Consider the following 18,794-nt stretch of genomic DNA (forward strand, 5'->3'; position numbering starts at 1 on the left):
AAGTGACACCTCCATGGGATTAAGATTACTGCATTGCGAAGTTAAGCGGCGTAACATACGCTGCATCGGAGTAATGTAATTCATACTGGCTAAAACAAGCTAAAAAGCTATAATTCAGCAACAATTGAATAGGTGAATGACTTAATGATTAATTTGAAAGCAGTTATTCCGGTAGCAGGTCTGGGGATGCACATGTTGCCTGCCACGAAGGCAATCCCTAAAGAGATGCTACCGATCGTAGACAAGCCGATGATTCAATACATTGTCGACGAAATTGTAGCTGCAGGTATCAAAGAAATCGTGCTGGTGACTCATGCGTCTAAGAACGCGGTTGAGAACCACTTCGACACCTCTTACGAACTCGAATCGTTGCTTGAGCAGCGTGTTAAGCGCCAGCTATTAGCCGAGGTGCAGTCTATCTGTCCTCCAGGCGTGACTATTATGAACGTTCGTCAGGCTCAGTTACTGGGTCTGGGTCATTCAATTCTTTGTGCTCGCCCAATTGTTGGGGATAACCCTTTTGTCGTCGTATTACCTGATGTGGTTCTTGATACAGCGAGCGCGGATCCGCTGCGCTACAACCTGGCTGCCATGGTTGCTCGTTTTAATGAAACCGGGCGTAGTCAGGTGCTGGCTAAGCGTATGGAAGGCGATCTGTCTGAGTACTCTGTTATTCAGACCAAAGAGCCTTTAGATAACGAAGGCAAAGTCAGCCGTATTGTTGAATTCATTGAAAAACCAGACCAGCCGCAGACTCTGGATTCCGATCTGATGGCAGTAGGGCGCTACGTGCTTTCTGCTGATATCTGGGCAGAACTGGAGCATACCCAGCCAGGTGCCTGGGGGCGTATTCAGTTGACGGATGCTATTGCTGAACTGGCGAAAAAACAGTCTGTTGACGCCATGCTGATGACGGGTGACAGCTACGATTGCGGGAAGAAAATGGGCTATATGCAGGCGTTTGTTAAGTACGGCCTGCGTAACCTGAAAGAAGGAACGAAGTTCCGTAAGAGCATTGAGAAGTTGCTTACGTGATAAATTCATAATCCGAAGATTTGACTGATAGTTGCAAGTAGGTAGCAGAGAAGGATTCTGAGCTGTTCAGAGCTTAGTAAGTTCTCATTGCTACCTTTTTTTTATATTTGAATCAACAGTTAATGTTAGTAGTACTTCCCGTTAGCACTTGTCTGAAGGTGATATTTTTTCTTGTTTTCAAGGGCGTTTAAGGGGAGAATATAGGATTAGCATTTTGTGCCAACTCCTATATTAAATTGCTCACCAGTTTCGGCTGGAGAGTTGATAACGTTGTAATTCTTTTCAGTATACTGGTAGCTGTAGAGCCTGGGGCGGTAGCTTGCTTATAATTTTACGCAACACAGTTTGGCTCTGCAGGATGAAGTTTGAATTTAAACATTGCGACGTAATACGGAATAGTCTTGTGAAAATACTCGTCACTGGTGGAGCAGGTTTTATTGGATCTGCAGTTGTTCGTTATATTATTAATAATACTAATGATTATGTGGTAAATGTAGATAAATTGACCTATGCTGGTAATCTAGAATCGTTAGTAGACATTGCTAGTGATCCGCGTTATGCGTTCGAGCGAGCAGACATTTGCGATAGAAATGCCATGGCACGAATTTTCGCTGTGCACCAACCTGATGCGGTCATGCATCTTGCGGCAGAAAGCCATGTTGATCGCTCTATCACAGGTCCAGCGGCATTTATCGAAACAAACATTATCGGTACCTATGTTCTTCTGGAATCGGCCCGTCAGTATTGGTCAGAACTGGACGACTCACGTAAGACCGCATTTCGGTTCCATCATATATCGACCGATGAGGTATACGGTGATTTGCCACATCCTGAGGAAGTAGCGAGCGGAAGCGATTTACCACTGTTTACTGAAAAAACGCCTTATTCCCCAAGTAGCCCTTATTCCTCCTCGAAAGCATCCAGTGATCATTTAGTTCGCGCCTGGCGTCGAACCTACGGTTTACCTACTCTGGTGACGAACTGTTCAAACAACTATGGTCCATATCATTTCCCCGAAAAATTGATCCCTCTTACTATATTGAATGCATTGGCGGGTAAGTCGTTGCCAGTTTATGGGAATGGTGAACAAATTCGCGACTGGTTGTTTGTAGAAGATCATGCACGTGCCTTATATAAAGTAGTGTCTGAAGGGAAGGTTGGCGAGACTTACAATATTGGTGGCCACAACGAACGTAAAAATATAGACGTTGTAAAGACTATTTGTAGTATTCTCGATGAAATTATTACGGATAAACCTGCGGGAATTAATCACTATGCAGATCTCATTACCTATGTAACCGATCGCCCAGGGCATGATCTGCGCTATGCGATTGATGCCAGTAAAATTCAAAATGATCTCGGCTGGATACCGCAAGAAACATTCGAATCAGGCATTCGTAAAACGGTACACTGGTATTTAAATAATAGAGATTGGTGGCAGAGAATAATGGATGGCTCTTATACAGGCGAGCGCCTGGGATCGGTAGAATAAGAAAGGAAAGAATGATGAAAGGTATTGTACTTGCAGGTGGTTCCGGAACTCGCCTTTATCCAATAACCCAAGGCGTATCAAAACAACTGTTGCCTGTTTATGATAAGCCAATGATTTTTTACCCTATTTCCGTACTGATGTTGGCGGGTATTCGTGAGATTTTAGTAATTACTACACCCGATGATATGCCATCATTCAAACGTTTGTTAGGCGATGGTTCACAGTTTGGAATCAGTTTATCCTACGAAGTTCAGCCTTCTCCAGATGGTTTGGCACAGGCCTTTATTATTGGTGAAGAATTTATCAATCATGTACAGAACCTTAAGCGGCAAGCGAATTAATAATACCGTCTAACGTGTTGTTTTGCTTGGATTTTCTCTGCCTACTCTTTTTGCCGTTTTTGGATAAATACACCATTGCCCACTCCAACTTCTCTGTTATTTCCTGCCACGCACCATGGATGATGCTCGCCAATATCGGCATTAACCAAAGCGCGCTGTTTTTGGCAATCTTCAGCATCGATAACTCCGCGCTGCCAATCAGCGTCAGCGCCAGCCGACGTTTGACCAGCAAGGCCAGCAAACTAGCCCAGATCAAGCCTTCCGCTATCGCTTTTTGTCGTGTCGCGAACGCCTTCAACCGGTTATGTGATTTCAGCTCTTTGAACAACAGTTCGATCTGCCAACGGCAACGATACAATGCCATCACCTTCTCGGCTGGCCATCGCTCACGCGGAAGATTGGTCATCCATATACAGAACCGTTTTTCCTCTGCAAACCAACGTCTTATGAGTCGATATTTATACTTTCCCGAACTCACATCCAGATCCAGAACCTCGGCTCTGCAGCTTCTCCGATCGATATCCTTGAGCTTTTTTCCGAGTAACTTGGGCATTTCCCTGCCGTCCTGTCGGTAAGCTGCCTGTACTTTGGGATTGAGATTTTGACTCCCTCTGACCAGATAGCTTCCTTTGGCTTTGGTCACATCAGCAAAGTACTCGCGGCTGATGTAACCGGCATCCGCCAATAACAGTTTGTTATTTAACGAATTTGCGGCCGGAAGATGCTTGCGCTCCGATTCGGTATCCGCCGTGATACTCATCGATATCGGCGACTGGTCCAGCAAGGACATGGTCATATGACACTCTACCGCAGCGGGGCTGTGCTTATTGAATCGGCCCGGGAAATGTTCTGCCAATTGCGGATGTAACGCGAATGACGACCCGTCCTGCAGCAGTACCTGCTCAAAGCCTGCCAGTCCGTGGGCGTCCGGTAGACACTCCTTGAGGCGTAAGGCGATGGCTCGTTCAACCAGTGCGCGCATGAACAAGGGAAAACCCTGCTTGCGTAACTGGTTGTGAAAGGGTTTATACGCTATTTGGTCAGTATCATGGAGCTGCAACGCATTGAAATGGCGATGCAAACCAGCAATACCATCCACCTTGTCGCAACCAAGCCCTGAGAGCAGAGCCGGGAGTAGTCTCGCAGGCTGGATATCCCGGAGTCGCTGACAAAAACCGGTAAATTTACCGATCCGGTTGAGTTCAGAAGAGCTAAGAAGTTGCTTGAGGTACTGGGTTGCATTGATAATAGTCATGGCTTCGGGCGTGTCGGTTTTTTTTTGCGATTAAATCAGATCACAAACGAAGCCTTTTTTCTATCTATTTCAATTGGTTGTAGCTAAAGATCCTGTACATGATTTATCAATAATGAGCCATGCGCGCTTGTGCTAAATAGCTGCGCGGAATAGTAGATCACTGAAAGGGAACTCAGCCCGGATTGTGCGATCTGATCAATCGCCAAACCAACCAAAACCACCAACCGGACTGAGCGATGCCGATCATAGCACCAATACCCCGTGGCGAACGACGCCTGATGCAGAAAGCTATTCATAAAACGCGCGATAAAAATCATGCCCGCAGACTCACGGCCATGCTGATGCTTCATCGGGGTGAACGGGTCAGCGATGTTGCCAGAACTCTCTGTTGTGCCCGTTCATCCGTTGGTCGCTGGATTAACTGGTTTACGCACTCAGGTATTGAAGGCCTGAAATCCTTACCCGCAGGGCGCTCCCGACGCTGGCCTTTTGAACATATCTGCACCCTGTTACGTGAGCTGATAAAGCATTCTCCCGGCGATTTTGGTTATCAACGTTCACGCTGGAGCACCGAATTACTGGCAATAAAAATCAATGAGATAACCGGTTGCCAGTTACATGCAGGAACCGTTCGCCGCTGGTTGCCATCTGCGGGGCTTGTATGGCGCAGGGCCGCGCCAACTCTGCGTATCCGTGACCCACATAAAGATGAAAAGATGGCGGTAATCCACAAAGCGCTGGATGAATGCAGCGCAGAGCATCCGGTATTTTATGAAGATGAAGTGGATATCCACCTTAATCCTAAAATCGGTGCGGACTGGCAGTTGCGCGGACAGCAGAAACGGGTAGTGACGCCGGGGCAGAACGAAAAATACTATCTGGCCGGCGCACTGCACAGTGGCACGGGTAAAGTCAGCTACGTGGGCGGCAACAGCAAAAGTTCAGCGCTGTTTATCGCTCTGCTGAAGCACCTGAAAGCCACTTACCGGCGGGCGAAAACAATCACGCTGATCGTTGATAACTACATTATCCATAAAAGCCGCGAAACACAGCGCTGGTTGAAAGCAAATCCCAAGTTCAGGGTAATTTACCAGCCGGTTTACTCGCCGTGGGTGAATCATGTGGAACGGCTATGGCAGGCACTTCATGACACGATAACCCGTAATCATCAGTGCCGCTCAATGTGGCAGTTACTGAAAAAGGTCCGCCATTTTATGGAAACCGCCAGCCCATTCCCCGGAGGAAAACATGGTCAGGCAAAAGTGTAGCGGTATTAGGCGCAGCTATTTAGGAGATAATATTTACTTCGGTCAAAGCTTTGGTAAAAAACTTGAAACTGCAGCACAGCTTACGAGCGGCGCGATGGTATTTGGTTATCAGGTCTTGGATCCTGAACGTTTTGGCGTTGTTGAATTTGATGAAAACTACACGGCATTATCGATTGAAGAGAAGCCACTAAAACCAAAATCAAACTGGGCGGTGACCGGACTCTATTTCTATGACAGCCATGTGGTGGAAATGGCAAAGCAGGTTAAGCCTTCCAGACGTGGTGAACTTGAAATTACAACCCTGAATAAAATGTATCTGGAGAAAGGAAATCTCCAGGTAGAATTGTTAGGCCGTGGGTTCGCCTGGCTTGATACCGGTACACATGATAGCCTTGTTGAGGCGTCGCAGTTCATCCATACCATTGAAAAACGGCAGGGAATGAAAGTTGCATGTTTGGAAGAGATTGCATATAGAAAAGGTTGGTTAGAAAAGGCACAAGTAGAGGCCCAAGCTCAAGTGCTGCAAAAAACAGAATATGGACGTTATCTTTATATGTTAATTAATGAGTAACTTTGTAACTCAAATATATGACTATATAGTATGGAGCATCGATGAATATCCTTCTCATTGGTAAAAATGGTCAAGTTGGCTGGGAGTTACAACGTTCTCTTTCCTTATTAGGTAAAGTTACAGCCGTTGATTACTTCGATACAGATATTTGTGGCGATCTGACGAATCTTGCTGGTATTGCGAAAACAATTAATGACGTGAAGCCTAATGTCGTTGTCAATGCAGCTGCACATACTGCAGTTGATAAGGCCGAAAGTGAACGTGAGCTTGCGCATTTGCTCAACGCCGAAAGTGTCGAAGTTATAGCTAAAGAGACAGCAAAGATTGGTGCTCTGTTGATTCATTATTCAACTGATTATGTTTTTGATGGTGAAGGGCAGCACTATCGTAGTGAAAAAGAACTCCCCAACCCGTTAAATGTGTATGGGGAAACAAAGCTGGCAGGCGAGTTAGCTATTAGCCGCTTAAACCCGCGTCATTTAATCTTTAGAACGAGTTGGGTCTATGCTGCGCGAGGGGCTAACTTTGCTAGAACCATGCTTCGTCTTGCAAATGATAAAAAGTTATTATCGATCATCAATGATCAATACGGGGCACCAACTGGTGCAGAATTGCTTGCCGATTGCACCGCCCATGCGATTAGAGTTGAACGACAAAATAGCCAAGTTCACGGCACATATCATTTAGTTGCTAGCGGTGAAACGACATGGTTTGATTATGCAGAGTACGTTTTTGCTATTGCGAAAAAGAACAATGAGAGATTAATTGTGGAAGAGGTACATGGTATTCCTACATCTGCCTACCCTACCCCTGCAAAGCGGCCACATAATTCAAGATTATCCAACGATAAATTTCAAAATGTATTCAACGTCGTTTTGCCGCACTGGAGTCAGGGTGTAGAACGAGTTGTTATTGAAATTCTTGGTAAGTGAAAATTTTAAAGAGTAATATATGAATATAGTAAAACAGACATTCCAGAGGTGTTAATCTGCGAACCAATAGTTTTTGGTGATTCTCGGGGTTTTTTTTTCGAAAGTTATAACAAAAATATATTTGATGAGGCTGTTGGTCGCAGTGTCGAATTTGTTCAAGATAACCATTCTCAATCACAAAGAGGTGTGTTGCGTGGCCTCCATTTTCAACTTGAGCCTTATGCCCAAGGGAAGCTAGTACGGTGCATTGAAGGTGAAGTCTTTGATGTCGCTGTTGATATTCGTAAAAAATCAAACACATTTGGTAAATGGGTCGGTGTTAGTTTAAGTGCAGAAAATAAACGTCAACTGTGGATACCGGAAGGTTTTGCACATGGTTTTCTGACGATTAGCGAGAGAGCCCAATTTGTTTATAAAACCACTAATTATTATCATCCACAAAGCGATCGTGGAATTATGTGGAATGATCCTGATATTGGTATTGAATGGCCTGAGTTTGATGGACAGCTAATTCTTTCTGAAAAAGATAAATTGCATTCGTCTTTGAATGAAACTATAAGTTTTTAAAAATGAAAAAACACGATGCCACACTTAAATATTTACTCCAGAGTTTCTTTGAGAATTACCCATTATTAAAAGGGTTAGTCATAAGAGATATAAAGTCACGTTATAATGGTTCATATATAGGAGTGCTTTGGTCAATAATTACTCCTATTGTTATGCTGGCAATTTATACCTTTGTCTTTAGTGTTGTGTTTAAAGCTAAATGGGGTGTAGATAGCGGATCAAAAACAGAGTTTGCACTAGTATTATTTGCTGGGATGATAATGTTCAATTTGTTTTCAGAATGCATCGCCCGATCAACGTCATTGATAATACAAAATGCCAATTATGTAAAAAAAGTGGTATTCCCTCTGGAAATTTTAGTTCCAGTTTGCGTCGGAAGTGCATTATTCAATTTTGTAGTTAGTTTTTCTGTATGGATAATTGCATATGTTGTATTGAATGGAATTCCACCAATAACATTTTTTCTATTTCCATTGATTCTTTTACCATTTATATTCTTTGTTGCTGGTGTATGCTGGCTCTTGAGTGCATTAAGTGTCTTTATTAGAGATATAGCACAATTTATTAACATCATAATTACTGTGTTACTTTTCATGTCACCTGTATTTTATCCAGTAACAGCATTACCGGAAAACTACAGGCATTATCTTTTCATCAACCCGTTGACCTATTTTGTTGAAACGTTTAGAGCTTTTATCTTTTTCGGCCATGGAATAGATATATTCTATGCAATTTGCTTTGTGGCATCACTGCTGATGTTGTGGATGGGTTTCTTCTTTTTTCAGAAAACAAGAAAAGGTTTCGCTGATGTCATTTGATTATGCAATCAAAGTTGAGAATATAGGTAAGTGCTATCAGATATACGATAAGCCGATAGACAGACTTAAACAAATGCTCTCAAGAAAAGATCATAAATATTATAGAGAGTTTTGGGCGCTACGAAATATCTCATTTGAAGTAAAAAAGGGCGAAACAGTTGGCATTGTTGGCAAAAACGGCAGTGGTAAATCAACATTATTACAAATAATCTGCGGGACACTTAATCCAACATCTGGTGAAGTTACTACTAAGGGGCGCATAGCTGCTTTGCTGGAGTTAGGGTCAGGGTTTAACCCTGAGTTCAGTGGTAGAGATAATGTATATATGAATGCTGCCTTATTAGGTTTAAGTAAAGCAGAGATCGACGAGAAATTTGAGAGCATTATTGACTTTGCGGATATTGGGCCGTTTATAGATCAACCTGTAAAAACCTACTCCAGCGGTATGATGGTTCGTCTTGCATTTGCGGTTCAGGCACAGATCGAACCGGATATCTTAATAGTCGATGAAGCTCTAGCAGTTGGTGATGCAAAGTTTCAAGCAAGGTGTTTTGAACGATTAAAACAGCTGAAGCAGAGTGGCACCAGTATCCTATTAGTGACACACTCAACTGAACAAATAGTAACGCACTGTTCTAAAGCAGTGTTAATTGATAGCGGGGTGGTTATGGATATTGGGGAGCCCAGACAGGTCACTAATTACTATCTTGATTTACTATTTGGTCGCAGCGTAAAATCTAAGGCGAAGCAAAACCAACCCCTTGAAACAGTACAGAATGTATGCAGTGACGACGTCGTTACTCTTAACCAAAGTGAAGATGTCTTTTTAGGCCGTCCCAATTCAAATAGTTTAAGTTATCGTTGGGGAGATCGAAAAGCAATTATTCTGGATTACATACTTTCTTGTGAAGGCATCAATTATCCCCCAGCACTGAGATCAGGAAGTAATATAGAACTGTCGATGTCAGTACGGTTTATAGAAGAGATCTTTCGTCCGATTATTGGATTTACAGTAAAAAACAAAGAGGGTGTCACTGTATATGGTACTAACTCGGAGTTACTAGAATTTGAAGACGTAATGTCTACAGGTTCAAAAGGTAGTGTCGAGATTATTAATATGAGTTTCACATGCAATCTTGCACCTGGTGACTATTTTATATCCTTGGGAATTGCGAGCAAAGCATCAGAAGATGTCGAACCACATGACCGACGCTATGATGCTATCCATATACAGGTTGAACCTGATAAGACAATGTTCGGATTGTCAAATATGAATTTAAAAATGAATAAGCTTTCAGGGGATGAGTAAATAATGTCCAGCCTTTTTAATACTCGGAAATACTCCTTAAACGATGATATCAAAGTCTATTGCAATAACGAATACAAAAGTATCAACTATAGCGATGGAGATAGCATTGAACAAAAAATCTATGAAATTATTAGTAACACCAATGACTTAAGTGTTCTTTCAACTGAATTAAGAAGTCATTGTGTTGATTGGCCTACTGTCTATCATCTTGGTTCAGAAAGAGCGAATATCCTGAGACCATTTGAAAGTCTACTTAAAGGGGTTGATGTACTTGAAATTGGTGCAGGATGCGGTGCTATTACTCGTTTTCTTGGGGAAAGTGGGGCGAATGTATTAGCTGTGGAGGGATCTCTTAGACGGGCCAAAATAGCACGTTCTCGTACCAGAGATTTAGATAATGTAACTGTTCTCGCAGAAAAATTTGCTGATCTTGAAACAGACCATAAGTTTGATGTTATCACGTTAATTGGCGTTCTCGAGTATGCGAATTTGTTCACTACAAGTGATACTCCAACAAAAACGATGCTGGATGATGTATATAGTTACCTTAAACCAAATGGTAGGTTAATTATTGCAATTGAAAATCAACTGGGCTTAAAATACTTTGCTGGTGCACCTGAAGATCATAAATGGAAAGTGATGTATGGTATCGAAGGACGTTATACTAAAAATGATCCAGAGACTTTTGGTAAGCATAAGTTACAAAGCATTCTGAAAAGTGCTAATTTCAACTCTCTACAATTTTTTGCTCCATTCCCGGACTATAAAACGGCAAACTCAATTGTTACTGAGAGTGCGTACCGGCATAACTCATTCAATGCAGCAGCTTTTGCAATAGAAAATTCTCTTAAAGATCATCAATTACCAAGCCATCTACTTTTCTCACAGGAAAAAACATGGAAAGTAATACATGATAATAATCTTGGACTGGAATTTGCGAACTCATTTCTAATTGTTGCAAGTCCTTTAGAAGATCCCCACCTTGTTGTTGAATCTGAATATTTAGCATTTCACTATAGTACCTCAAGGCTCAAAAATTTCTGTAAGCAAAGTCATTTTATCTCTGATGGTGATGATAAAATAAAAATTAAAACGTATCGATGTGCTACGGAATTTAAGGATAAAGAAAAAAATGGCTCATTAATTAATAATATTAAAGCTGAGGATGACTATTTAGTAGGAATGTCGCTAAATGAGAAAATATCACAAATAGTTTCTAGTGAATATTGGTTGTTAGATGATTTCATTAATATTTTAAAAAAATATTTGGTATTTGTCTACGGTTTTAAAAATCAAGGCTCGAGTGATTTTGACCCTGAATGGTTGGCAGATACAGTTTCCGGGGAATTAATTGACTGTATTCCGCAAAATATAATCGTTTCGGAGTCAGATTTTGAGACATGGTGCTTAATTGATCAAGAATGGATTTATGAAGGTGAGGTGTCGTTAGCTTGGTTGTTATTTAGAGTATTATTAATTACTGTTCAGTCAAATACTCGCTTTGGGTATAATGAGCAAGTTAATGATCTGACTAGGCGAGAGTTTTTCGAATTATGTTATAAATCATTAGGTTTTAATATTACACCTGAAGACCTCGAAAGATGCGCTGATTTTGAATCTGAATTCCAGAGTTTGGTATCTGGCCGAAACAAAGCTAATTTAGGTAACTGGTATTCTTCACAGATTATTAAAAGTAGAAGCTATATTGATGAAGCAGAGCGTTTTAGAAACGTCGGTATGCTTCTTGCTGCCCAGAAAGAGCAGATCGAAAATCAAACAATCGAATTGTCAGAATTCAATACCAGCGTTGAGCGCCTGGTATTAGCTGAATCGTTGCTCGCTAAGGAAGTAGAACAATATAAACTCGAAATAGAACAACATAAACTCGAAGTAGAACAACATAAACTCGAAGTAGAACAATATAAGATTAACGTAGAGTTGATGCGGGCATCGCTTAGTTGGAAGGTAACAAAACCGTTGAGAATGGTGAGAATGTTGGCTAAAATTCCATATGAAGGTAAAATAGCTAACTGGTTAAGAAATAAAAAGCAGTTAGGCGGTTATTTAGTAAATCGTATTCAAGGGGGAGTAAAAAGACATGGTCTTATTAATGCAATCCCTCTGGCTATAAAAACAGCCGGGAATTTATCTGTTAATCATTTTAAAAAAATCCAAAAAAGTAAATTGTATCAGCAAAGAATTAACGAACTCGAAAAATTTATTCTTAACGAAAAAAATTACATTGACCTTTTCCATGTACCGATGGGATGGCACACACCGCTGTTTCAAAGATTTCAGCATATTTCGTTGCAGGCGGCTCGACTTGGTGGGTTGGCTATTTACGGTGGGCACATTCAGGTTGATAAAAAACTATTTGTTTATGAACGCGAAGATAGCAATGTGATTGTCTTCGATGCACTCGACAGCGTGCTAAATGAAAAAATAAAGAAAGCGTTGAAATCAAATACACTTGCGCAAAAAGTTGTAAGAATACAATCAATCGATCTCGCAACTACAATAGAAGATATCTTGGAATTCCAAGATATGGGATTCAAGGTTGTATATGAGTATATTGATGAAATAACAGAAGAGATTGTTGGCGATTTTCCGGATACGATTATAAATCGTCATAAATGGATACTTGAGAATGAGTCGGTTTTTGTTGTTGCTACAGCAACTAAATTGTTCGAAGAAGTAGCAAACCATCGAACTAAAAATATGCTGTTATCAACCAATGGTGTTGATATCGAACACTGGCATGTTACTGCAAATAATCCTCCTGAAGATATTAAACCATTATTGGCTGATAAGAAAACTATTGTTGGTTACCATGGGGCTTTAGCTAAATGGATAGATTATGATTTATTGAAGAGAATAGCTGATGTTGATGGCTTACAACTGTTATTAATCGGATATGAACACGACAATTCGTTTAGAGACAGCGGATTAGCAGAAAGGGAAAATGTTTACTTCCTTGGTAGTAAGTCTTATTTTGAACTTCCACAATATGCCTGTCATTATGACGTAGGGATATTGCCATTTAAAAAGTATAAGTTAACTGAATCAGTATCACCGGTTAAATTGTTTGAGTACATGGCATTACGTAAACCTGTTGTTACAACAGACCTTGTGGAGTGCCTGAAATATAAAAGTTGTCTTGTGGCTGGGTCGATGAACTACGATAACTTTATAGAAAACATACAAAAAGCCATCAATTTAAAAAATGATCAAGATTATCTCAGTACATTAGATGCTGAAGCGTTGAGTAACTCATGGCAATCAAAAACACTTGAATATCTGGAATTAGTCGGAGTCAATGTTAATAAAAATATTGAAGGTAAGTATAAATGAATCGCAAGTTATATCAGTTAGTAAGAAAAGTTTATTGGAAGCTACCATTTAGTGATGAAACTAAAGAAGCTATCGTAGGGCGTGTAAGAAGAGCCATACGTAATGCAAAACAACAACCTAATAGTACAGCCAATGACTTTGTTGATACGACTAAAGATGATTACATACATCAGATACTAAGTTCTGCAAAACCTGCCTCTTCTGAATACGTGGCCGAAAGTATGGACCATTTTGAACGTAAAGAAGGTGATGCGAAAATAATTGCTTACTATCTTACGCAATTTCACCCTAACCCCGAAAATGATGAATGGTGGGGGAAGGGGGTTACAGAATGGAATAATGTTTGTCGCGCTAAGCCACAATTTGTTGGACATTCCCAGCCACGGTTGCCTGGCGAGCTAGGATTTTATGATCTACGTTTGAAAGAGAATATGCTTAGACAAGTGGAACTCGCTAAAAATTACGGTGTCTACGGTTTTTCTTTTTACTATTACTGGTTTGATGGCGCAAGGTTACTTGAAAGACCACTAGACTTGTTTATGAGTAACCCTGATATTGATTTCCCATTTTCGTTATGCTGGGCAAATGAGTCTTGGACGCGCCGTTTTGATGGCACCTGTGGTGAAATTCTGATGAAGCAGAGCGATAGTGTTGATAGCTATAAAACCTTCATTGAGAGTGTCATTCCTTACATGCAGGATCCGCGCTATATCAAGGTTGGTGGAAAACCGCTGTTGACAGTATATCGCCCATCCTTTATTCCTGACTGTAAAAATGTTCTTCAGCACTGGAGGAATAAATGTAATGAGGCGGGAGTGGGAGATATTCATCTTGTAGGCGTGAAAGAGCATACTTGGGAGCATGATCTTCTGGCTATAGGATTTGATGCGCAAAGTGAATTTCATCCCGGCACTTTGTTCAAACACTGTAGTGATATAACTCATTCAATAAAATTTGTTCAGCCGAAATTTGAAGGTTTAGTCCTAGATTATGAAGATATTGTAGTTAATAAAAAATATTTTAAATATAATTATGACCGTTTGTATCGTGCTGTAATGCCAATGTGGGATAATACTGCGCGTCGCGATAACAAAGGAATGATATTCCATAAATCGACTCCAGCACTCTATAAAAATTGGCTTCAGGATGTGATTGTCGAAGCCAATGAGCGTACTGATGTTGAAGATAAGTTGATCTTTATCAATGCCTGGAATGAATGGGGTGAAGGTGCATATCTTGAGCCTGATAGGGAGTATGGCTATGCTTATTTGCAGGCTACTCGTGATGCGGTTGAATCTTCTCGATATAAAAAATAGGATTTAGATATGTTTGGTAAAAAAGTTATGTGTGTAATTGGTACACGTCCGGAAGCCATTAAAATGGCTCCGGTTGTAAATGCTTTTAAACAAGCTACCGATTTTGAGGTGTGCGTGTTAGCTACTGCACAACACCGAGATCTTTTGGATCAAGCCTTATCTTTATTTGATATCAAGAGCGATTACGACCTTAATATTATGCAGCCGGGACAGAGCTTACCAGAGTTAACAGCTCGTTTGATGGTTGGTATTGATAAAACTTTAACCGATGTAAAACCAGATTTGGTGATCGCGCAAGGAGATACAACGACGGTATTTGTAACAGCGCTTGCATGTTTCTATCAAAAAATCCCCTTTGCTCACCTCGAGGCAGGCCTAAGGACGCATGATCTTTACTCTCCATACCCTGAAGAAGCCAATAGAATCCTAGCTGGTAACTTAGCATGTTTACATTTTTCCCCAACAGAGGTCTCTCGTAGTAATTTGCTTCGAGAGGCGATCAACTCGGAGAAGATTTTTGTCATAGGCAATACTGTTATTGATGCTTTACTCTCAACAGCAGAAAAAAATTTCCCAATTGGAGTAGATATTCCAGAAGGCATGCGTATGGTTCTTGTGACATCACATCGCCGCGAGAATTTTGGCCAGCCAATTATCAATACTTGTAAAGCTATACTTGAGCTAAATAGCTGCGCGGAATAGTAGATCACTGAAAGGGAACTCAGCCCGGATTGTGCGATCTGATCAATCGCCAAACCAACCAAAACCACCAACCGGACTGAGCGATGCCGATCATAGCACCAATACCCCGTGGCGAACGACGCCTGATGCAGAAAGCTATTCATAAAACGCGCGATAAAAATCATGCCCGCAGACTCACGGCCATGCTGATGCTTCATCGGGGTGAACGGGTCAGCGATGTTGCCAGAACTCTCTGTTGTGCCCGTTCATCCGTTGGTCGCTGGATTAACTGGTTTACGCACTCAGGTATTGAAGGCCTGAAATCCTTACCCGCAGGGCGCTCCCGACGCTGGCCTTTTGAACATATCTGCACCCTGTTACGTGAGCTGATAAAGCATTCTCCCGGCGATTTTGGTTATCAACGTTCACGCTGGAGCACCGAATTACTGGCAATAAAAATCAATGAGATAACCGGTTGCCAGTTACATGCAGGAACCGTTCGCCGCTGGTTGCCATCTGCGGGGCTTGTATGGCGCAGGGCCGCGCCAACTCTGCGTATCCGTGACCCACATAAAGATGAAAAGATGGCGGTAATCCACAAAGCGCTGGATGAATGCAGCGCAGAGCATCCGGTATTTTATGAAGATGAAGTGGATATCCACCTTAATCCTAAAATCGGTGCGGACTGGCAGTTGCGCGGACAGCAGAAACGGGTAGTGACGCCGGGGCAGAACGAAAAATACTATCTGGCCGGCGCACTGCACAGTGGCACGGGTAAAGTCAGCTACGTGGGCGGCAACAGCAAAAGTTCAGCGCTGTTTATCGCTCTGCTGAAGCACCTGAAAGCCACTTACCGGCGGGCGAAAACAATCACGCTGATCGTTGATAACTACATTATCCATAAAAGCCGCGAAACACAGCGCTGGTTGAAAGCAAATCCCAAGTTCAGGGTAATTTACCAGCCGGTTTACTCGCCGTGGGTGAATCATGTGGAACGGCTATGGCAGGCACTTCATGACACGATAACCCGTAATCATCAGTGCCGCTCAATGTGGCAGTTACTGAAAAAGGTCCGCCATTTTATGGAAACCGCCAGCCCATTCCCCGGAGGAAAACATGGTCAGGCAAAAGTGTAGCGGTATTAGGCGCAGCTATTTAGTAAATAAGTATGACGATATTTTTGTTGTATTTCCGGTTCATCCAAATCCAAATATTCGTAAGGTTACGGATGAATATCTCCAGAATCATCCACGTATTAAGCTAATAGCACCTTTTGATTACGGTCCGTTTGTCTCTGCTATGAAAAAGGCACATATCATTTTGACAGATTCCGGCGGTGTTCAGGAAGAAGCTCCGGCACTTGGTAAACCGGTATTGGTGCTCAGACGAGATACAGAAAGGCCTGAAGCAGTTACTGAAGGCGTTGTTAAACTCATTGGCACTGAAATGAATGATATTGTCGAACAGGTATCTATCCTACTTGATGACCAATCAGCTTATCAGGCGATGGCCAAGGGTGCTTCTCCTTATGGTGATGGAAAATCGAGCGACAGAATTGTTAAAATTGTTCGTAGTTATTTTGGAATAATTTCCGAATGAAGCTAGTATATCTATCTCCAGTACCTTGGAATAGTATGAGTCAAAGGCCCCATTTCTTTATCCAGCATGCTTTTCATGCTGGAGTAAAGGAAATTATTTGGGTTGAACCTTATCCCGGTAGGTTACCAAATTTAGGCGACCTTATCCCTGGTAGACATGCCAGGGAACCAGCGAGTAAACGTACTTTTATTAACTTTACAGTAGTACCTGTTCCAGCTGTATTTCCAATTGAACCCTTTCATTTTTTATTTAAACTTTTTAATAAAGGTTCATTGGAGTTTGTTAAAAAGCAAGTGAATGAATTTAAAGATGAAAATACAATACTTGTAATTGGGAAACCTAGTCTTTTGGCTCTGGAGTTATCTAAGCAATCTGGTTGGAAAAGTATTTTCTTTGATGCAATGGACAATTATCCTGCCTTTTTTAAAGGTTATTCATCTTTTAGTATGGCTAACATAGAAAAAAAAATTGCTTCTACTGTTAATACAGTAATATGTACTAGTCATCCGTTACAGGAAAAATTTTCAAGATTTACTAATGTTGAACTTTGCTTAAACGCATGTACTTCTGATTTCGTTACTGGACTGCGCCGGGAAAGGATTGAAAGCGGGAAGGGGGTTGTGTTTGGGTATGTTGGAACAATTGCGAGCTGGTTTGACTGGAGCTGGGTTATTGAGCTGGCTGAACTTAACCCATCATCAAAAATCCGTTTAATTGGGCCACTCAAAACGCTAAAGCCCATTAATCTACCGAAGAATATTCTGATAGAGAAAGCTATCTCTCATGATGAGGTTCCGATTGTATTGTCACACATAGATGTTGGGTTAATACCATTCCAAATCAATGATATTACTAGGTTTGTTGATCCAATAAAATTTTATGAGTACTCGGCAAAAAAGATACCGTTACTTTCAACTCGATTCGGTGAGATGTTTTGGCATAATAAAAAAATAGAAAGCCATAGGACGGATTGTCCATTTAAGGTTCCAAACGATACACTTTATTTTTGTGAAGATAGTCTTGAAAGTGTTACATGGGAAGATCGATTTTCTGAACTTTTCCCAAAAATATTCGTATAGTGTAATTGCTATGAGTGTATTAATGAACAATGTTACTGAATTAACTATTTCATTAGTTGTTTATAAGCCTGAGCTTAATCAATTGAATGATACTCTTACTAGCCTAGTCACAAGCTTAGATAATGCAGGGAGCATTTATCACCTTTATGTAATTGATAATAGTCCAGATGAATATCAATCTGGACTATCAACGGAGTATATTGGTCGCTATTTTAAGCACGTTGATTTTACCTATTCAAAAAATGCTACGAATGTCGGTTTTGGTAGCGCACACAACCAGGCATTAGACGTACAGTCGGATTACCATCTTATTATTAACCCTGATTTGATAATAAGTAGAGATGCGATTGTTAATGCAATCCAGTTTATGCATAATAACTCACGTTGTGGTCTTATTACACCTTATGCAAAATGGACCGATGGAACGGTCCAGAGGTTATGTAAAGAGTATCCCTCGGTATTGGTTCTTTTATTGAGAGGATTTGCTCCAGCATTCATGAAAAAAATTTTTTATAAGTTATTAAAGAACTATGAAATGGTAGATGTTATCAATAGCAATGAAGTTTATTGGAATCCGCCAATGGTGAGCGGATGCTTCATGTTTTTCAAAACCGATGTATGGAAAAAATGTCAGGGTTTTGATCGCCGGTATTTTTTATATTTCGAAGATTTCGATTTAAGCATTAGAGCTAAACAGTTCTGCGATATTGCTTATGTACCTTCAGTTGAAGTTATTCATCATGGTGGCTATGCTGCACGTAAGGGATTGAAACATATTATCTTGTTCTTTAGATCAATGATTTCATTTTTTAGGATTCATCATTGGCGTTGGTTTTAATATTAACTTAACCTGTGTATGGCTTATGGTTTTAATAAGAATAATACGTAATGAAATATAATATAAACGATCTGCACATCATGAATAATCAACTTGTGAGATTTGCATTATTGGTTTTGTGAATACGATTACCACTATGTTGATAATTTTTACATTGATGCATATAGGTATTCCGATGTTTATTTCAAACGGTTTGGGATATATCGCTGGTATTGTAATTAGTTTTTTCATGAATTCGAAATTTACTTTTTTGGTAGGTATAAAGTTAACTCGATTTATAAAATTCTTGGTTACTGTTGCAATTTCGTACGGACTTAATATCTTAACTATAAAGTATGCGAT

At 40.9% G+C, this 18,794-nt stretch carries 15 protein-coding genes and 2 pseudogenes; 16 read left to right on the top strand and 1 reads right to left on the bottom strand.

The window, feature by feature from the left end:
- Window positions 1–144: 144 nt before the first annotated feature.
- The 3 genes and pseudogenes from galF to HV350_RS09570 form a co-directional block, all read left to right on the top strand.
- Window positions 145–1,035 (top strand): GalU regulator GalF, encoded by an 891-nt coding sequence (gene galF / locus HV350_RS09560; RefSeq protein WP_181630343.1) that lies wholly within the window; start codon window positions 145–147, stop codon window positions 1,033–1,035.
- 403 nt (window positions 1,036–1,438) lie between these two features.
- Window positions 1,439–2,527, top strand: a complete 1,089-nt coding sequence (gene rfbB, locus HV350_RS09565; RefSeq protein WP_200046973.1) for a dTDP-glucose 4,6-dehydratase — start codon at window positions 1,439–1,441, stop codon at window positions 2,525–2,527.
- Window positions 2,528–2,541: 14 nt separating this feature from the next.
- Window positions 2,542–2,832: pseudogene (locus tag HV350_RS09570) on the top strand (sugar phosphate nucleotidyltransferase); the annotation flags it as partial.
- A 16-nt stretch (window positions 2,833–2,848) separates the two neighbouring features.
- Here HV350_RS09570 and HV350_RS09575 read toward each other — a convergent pair.
- Window positions 2,849–4,123: an IS4-like element ISApu2 family transposase gene (locus HV350_RS09575; protein ID WP_011191341.1), complete on the bottom strand. Its 1,275-nt coding sequence runs from the start codon at window positions 4,121–4,123 to the stop codon at window positions 2,849–2,851.
- 236 nt (window positions 4,124–4,359) lie between these two features.
- On the opposite strand from HV350_RS09575, the gene HV350_RS09580 reads away from it, so the two are divergent.
- The 13 genes and pseudogenes from HV350_RS09580 to HV350_RS09640 all read left to right on the top strand — a co-directional run bounded on the left by HV350_RS09580 (window position 4,360) and on the right by HV350_RS09640 (window position 18,452).
- On the top strand, window positions 4,360–5,391 hold the full coding sequence (locus tag HV350_RS09580; RefSeq protein WP_046092923.1) for an IS630-like element ISEc33 family transposase: 1,032 nt from the start codon (window positions 4,360–4,362) through the stop codon (window positions 5,389–5,391).
- A gap of 19 nt (window positions 5,392–5,410) precedes the next feature.
- Window positions 5,411–5,962: pseudogene (locus HV350_RS09585) on the top strand (sugar phosphate nucleotidyltransferase); the annotation flags it as partial.
- Window positions 5,963–6,003: 41 nt separating this feature from the next.
- Window positions 6,004–6,894 carry a dTDP-4-dehydrorhamnose reductase gene (gene rfbD / locus HV350_RS09590; RefSeq protein ID WP_181630345.1) on the top strand — a complete coding sequence of 297 codons (891 nt, stop codon included), beginning with the start codon at window positions 6,004–6,006 and terminating at the stop codon, window positions 6,892–6,894.
- A gap of 48 nt (window positions 6,895–6,942) precedes the next feature.
- On the top strand, window positions 6,943–7,461 hold the full coding sequence (gene rfbC / locus HV350_RS09595; protein ID WP_249418034.1) for a dTDP-4-dehydrorhamnose 3,5-epimerase: 519 nt from the start codon (window positions 6,943–6,945) through the stop codon (window positions 7,459–7,461).
- Between the two features lie 2 nt (window positions 7,462–7,463).
- Complete coding sequence (locus HV350_RS09600; RefSeq protein ID WP_181630347.1) at window positions 7,464–8,279, top strand: ABC transporter permease; 816 nt, start codon at window positions 7,464–7,466, stop codon at window positions 8,277–8,279.
- Window positions 8,269–9,588 carry an ABC transporter ATP-binding protein gene (locus tag HV350_RS09605; RefSeq protein WP_181630349.1) on the top strand — a complete coding sequence of 440 codons (1,320 nt, stop codon included), beginning with the start codon at window positions 8,269–8,271 and terminating at the stop codon, window positions 9,586–9,588. Before HV350_RS09600 ends, HV350_RS09605 begins: the two co-directional genes overlap by 11 nt.
- Before the next feature lie 3 nt (window positions 9,589–9,591).
- A complete protein-coding gene (locus HV350_RS09610; RefSeq protein ID WP_181630351.1) occupies window positions 9,592–12,939 on the top strand; it encodes a methyltransferase in 3,348 nt (1,115 codons plus the stop codon).
- Window positions 12,936–14,255: a glycoside hydrolase family 99-like domain-containing protein gene (locus HV350_RS09615; RefSeq protein WP_181630352.1), complete on the top strand. Its 1,320-nt coding sequence runs from the start codon at window positions 12,936–12,938 to the stop codon at window positions 14,253–14,255. The genes HV350_RS09610 and HV350_RS09615 overlap by 4 nt, the downstream gene beginning before the upstream one ends.
- Before the next feature lie 9 nt (window positions 14,256–14,264).
- Complete coding sequence (gene wecB / locus HV350_RS09620) at window positions 14,265–14,957, top strand: UDP-N-acetylglucosamine 2-epimerase (non-hydrolyzing) (RefSeq protein ID WP_181630354.1); 693 nt, start codon at window positions 14,265–14,267, stop codon at window positions 14,955–14,957.
- A gap of 83 nt (window positions 14,958–15,040) precedes the next feature.
- A complete protein-coding gene (locus HV350_RS09625; protein WP_046092923.1) occupies window positions 15,041–16,072 on the top strand; it encodes an IS630-like element ISEc33 family transposase in 1,032 nt (343 codons plus the stop codon).
- Entirely contained in the window at window positions 16,053–16,535 is a 483-nt protein-coding gene (locus HV350_RS09630; protein WP_181630356.1) for a UDP-N-acetylglucosamine 2-epimerase, read from the top strand. Before HV350_RS09625 ends, HV350_RS09630 begins: the two co-directional genes overlap by 20 nt.
- Window positions 16,536–16,570: 35 nt before the next feature.
- Window positions 16,571–17,614 (top strand): glycosyltransferase, encoded by a 1,044-nt coding sequence (locus tag HV350_RS09635; RefSeq protein WP_181630358.1) that lies wholly within the window; start codon window positions 16,571–16,573, stop codon window positions 17,612–17,614.
- A gap of 22 nt (window positions 17,615–17,636) precedes the next feature.
- The gene (locus HV350_RS09640) at window positions 17,637–18,452 is read left to right on the top strand and encodes a glycosyltransferase (RefSeq protein ID WP_181630360.1); all 816 of its coding nucleotides are present in this window, start codon (window positions 17,637–17,639) and stop codon (window positions 18,450–18,452) included.
- Window positions 18,453–18,794 lie beyond the last annotated feature (342 nt).

This window comes from Citrobacter sp. RHBSTW-01013, assembly GCF_013781985.1.
Lineage (GTDB): Bacteria > Pseudomonadota > Gammaproteobacteria > Enterobacterales > Enterobacteriaceae > Citrobacter > Citrobacter braakii.

What these genes read in the sequence shown, in the direction of transcription:
- galF (WP_181630343.1), top strand. Translation starts at nt 145, where the DNA reads ATGATTAATTTGAAAGCAGTTATTCCGGTAGCAGGTCTGGGGATGCAC.
- HV350_RS09575 (WP_011191341.1), bottom strand. Translation starts at nt 4,123, where the DNA reads ATGACTATTATCAATGCAACCCAGTACCTCAAGCAACTTCTTAGCTCT.
- HV350_RS09580 (WP_046092923.1), top strand. Translation starts at nt 4,360, where the DNA reads ATGCCGATCATAGCACCAATACCCCGTGGCGAACGACGCCTGATGCAG.
- rfbD (WP_181630345.1), top strand. Translation starts at nt 6,004, where the DNA reads ATGAATATCCTTCTCATTGGTAAAAATGGTCAAGTTGGCTGGGAGTTA.
- HV350_RS09600 (WP_181630347.1), top strand. Translation starts at nt 7,464, where the DNA reads ATGAAAAAACACGATGCCACACTTAAATATTTACTCCAGAGTTTCTTT.
- HV350_RS09605 (WP_181630349.1), top strand. Translation starts at nt 8,269, where the DNA reads ATGTCATTTGATTATGCAATCAAAGTTGAGAATATAGGTAAGTGCTAT.
- HV350_RS09610 (WP_181630351.1), top strand. Translation starts at nt 9,592, where the DNA reads ATGTCCAGCCTTTTTAATACTCGGAAATACTCCTTAAACGATGATATC.
- HV350_RS09615 (WP_181630352.1), top strand. Translation starts at nt 12,936, where the DNA reads ATGAATCGCAAGTTATATCAGTTAGTAAGAAAAGTTTATTGGAAGCTA.
- wecB (WP_181630354.1), top strand. Translation starts at nt 14,265, where the DNA reads ATGTTTGGTAAAAAAGTTATGTGTGTAATTGGTACACGTCCGGAAGCC.
- HV350_RS09625 (WP_046092923.1), top strand. Translation starts at nt 15,041, where the DNA reads ATGCCGATCATAGCACCAATACCCCGTGGCGAACGACGCCTGATGCAG.
- HV350_RS09630 (WP_181630356.1), top strand. Translation starts at nt 16,053, where the DNA reads ATGGTCAGGCAAAAGTGTAGCGGTATTAGGCGCAGCTATTTAGTAAAT.
- HV350_RS09635 (WP_181630358.1), top strand. Translation starts at nt 16,571, where the DNA reads ATGAGTCAAAGGCCCCATTTCTTTATCCAGCATGCTTTTCATGCTGGA.
- HV350_RS09640 (WP_181630360.1), top strand. Translation starts at nt 17,637, where the DNA reads ATGAACAATGTTACTGAATTAACTATTTCATTAGTTGTTTATAAGCCT.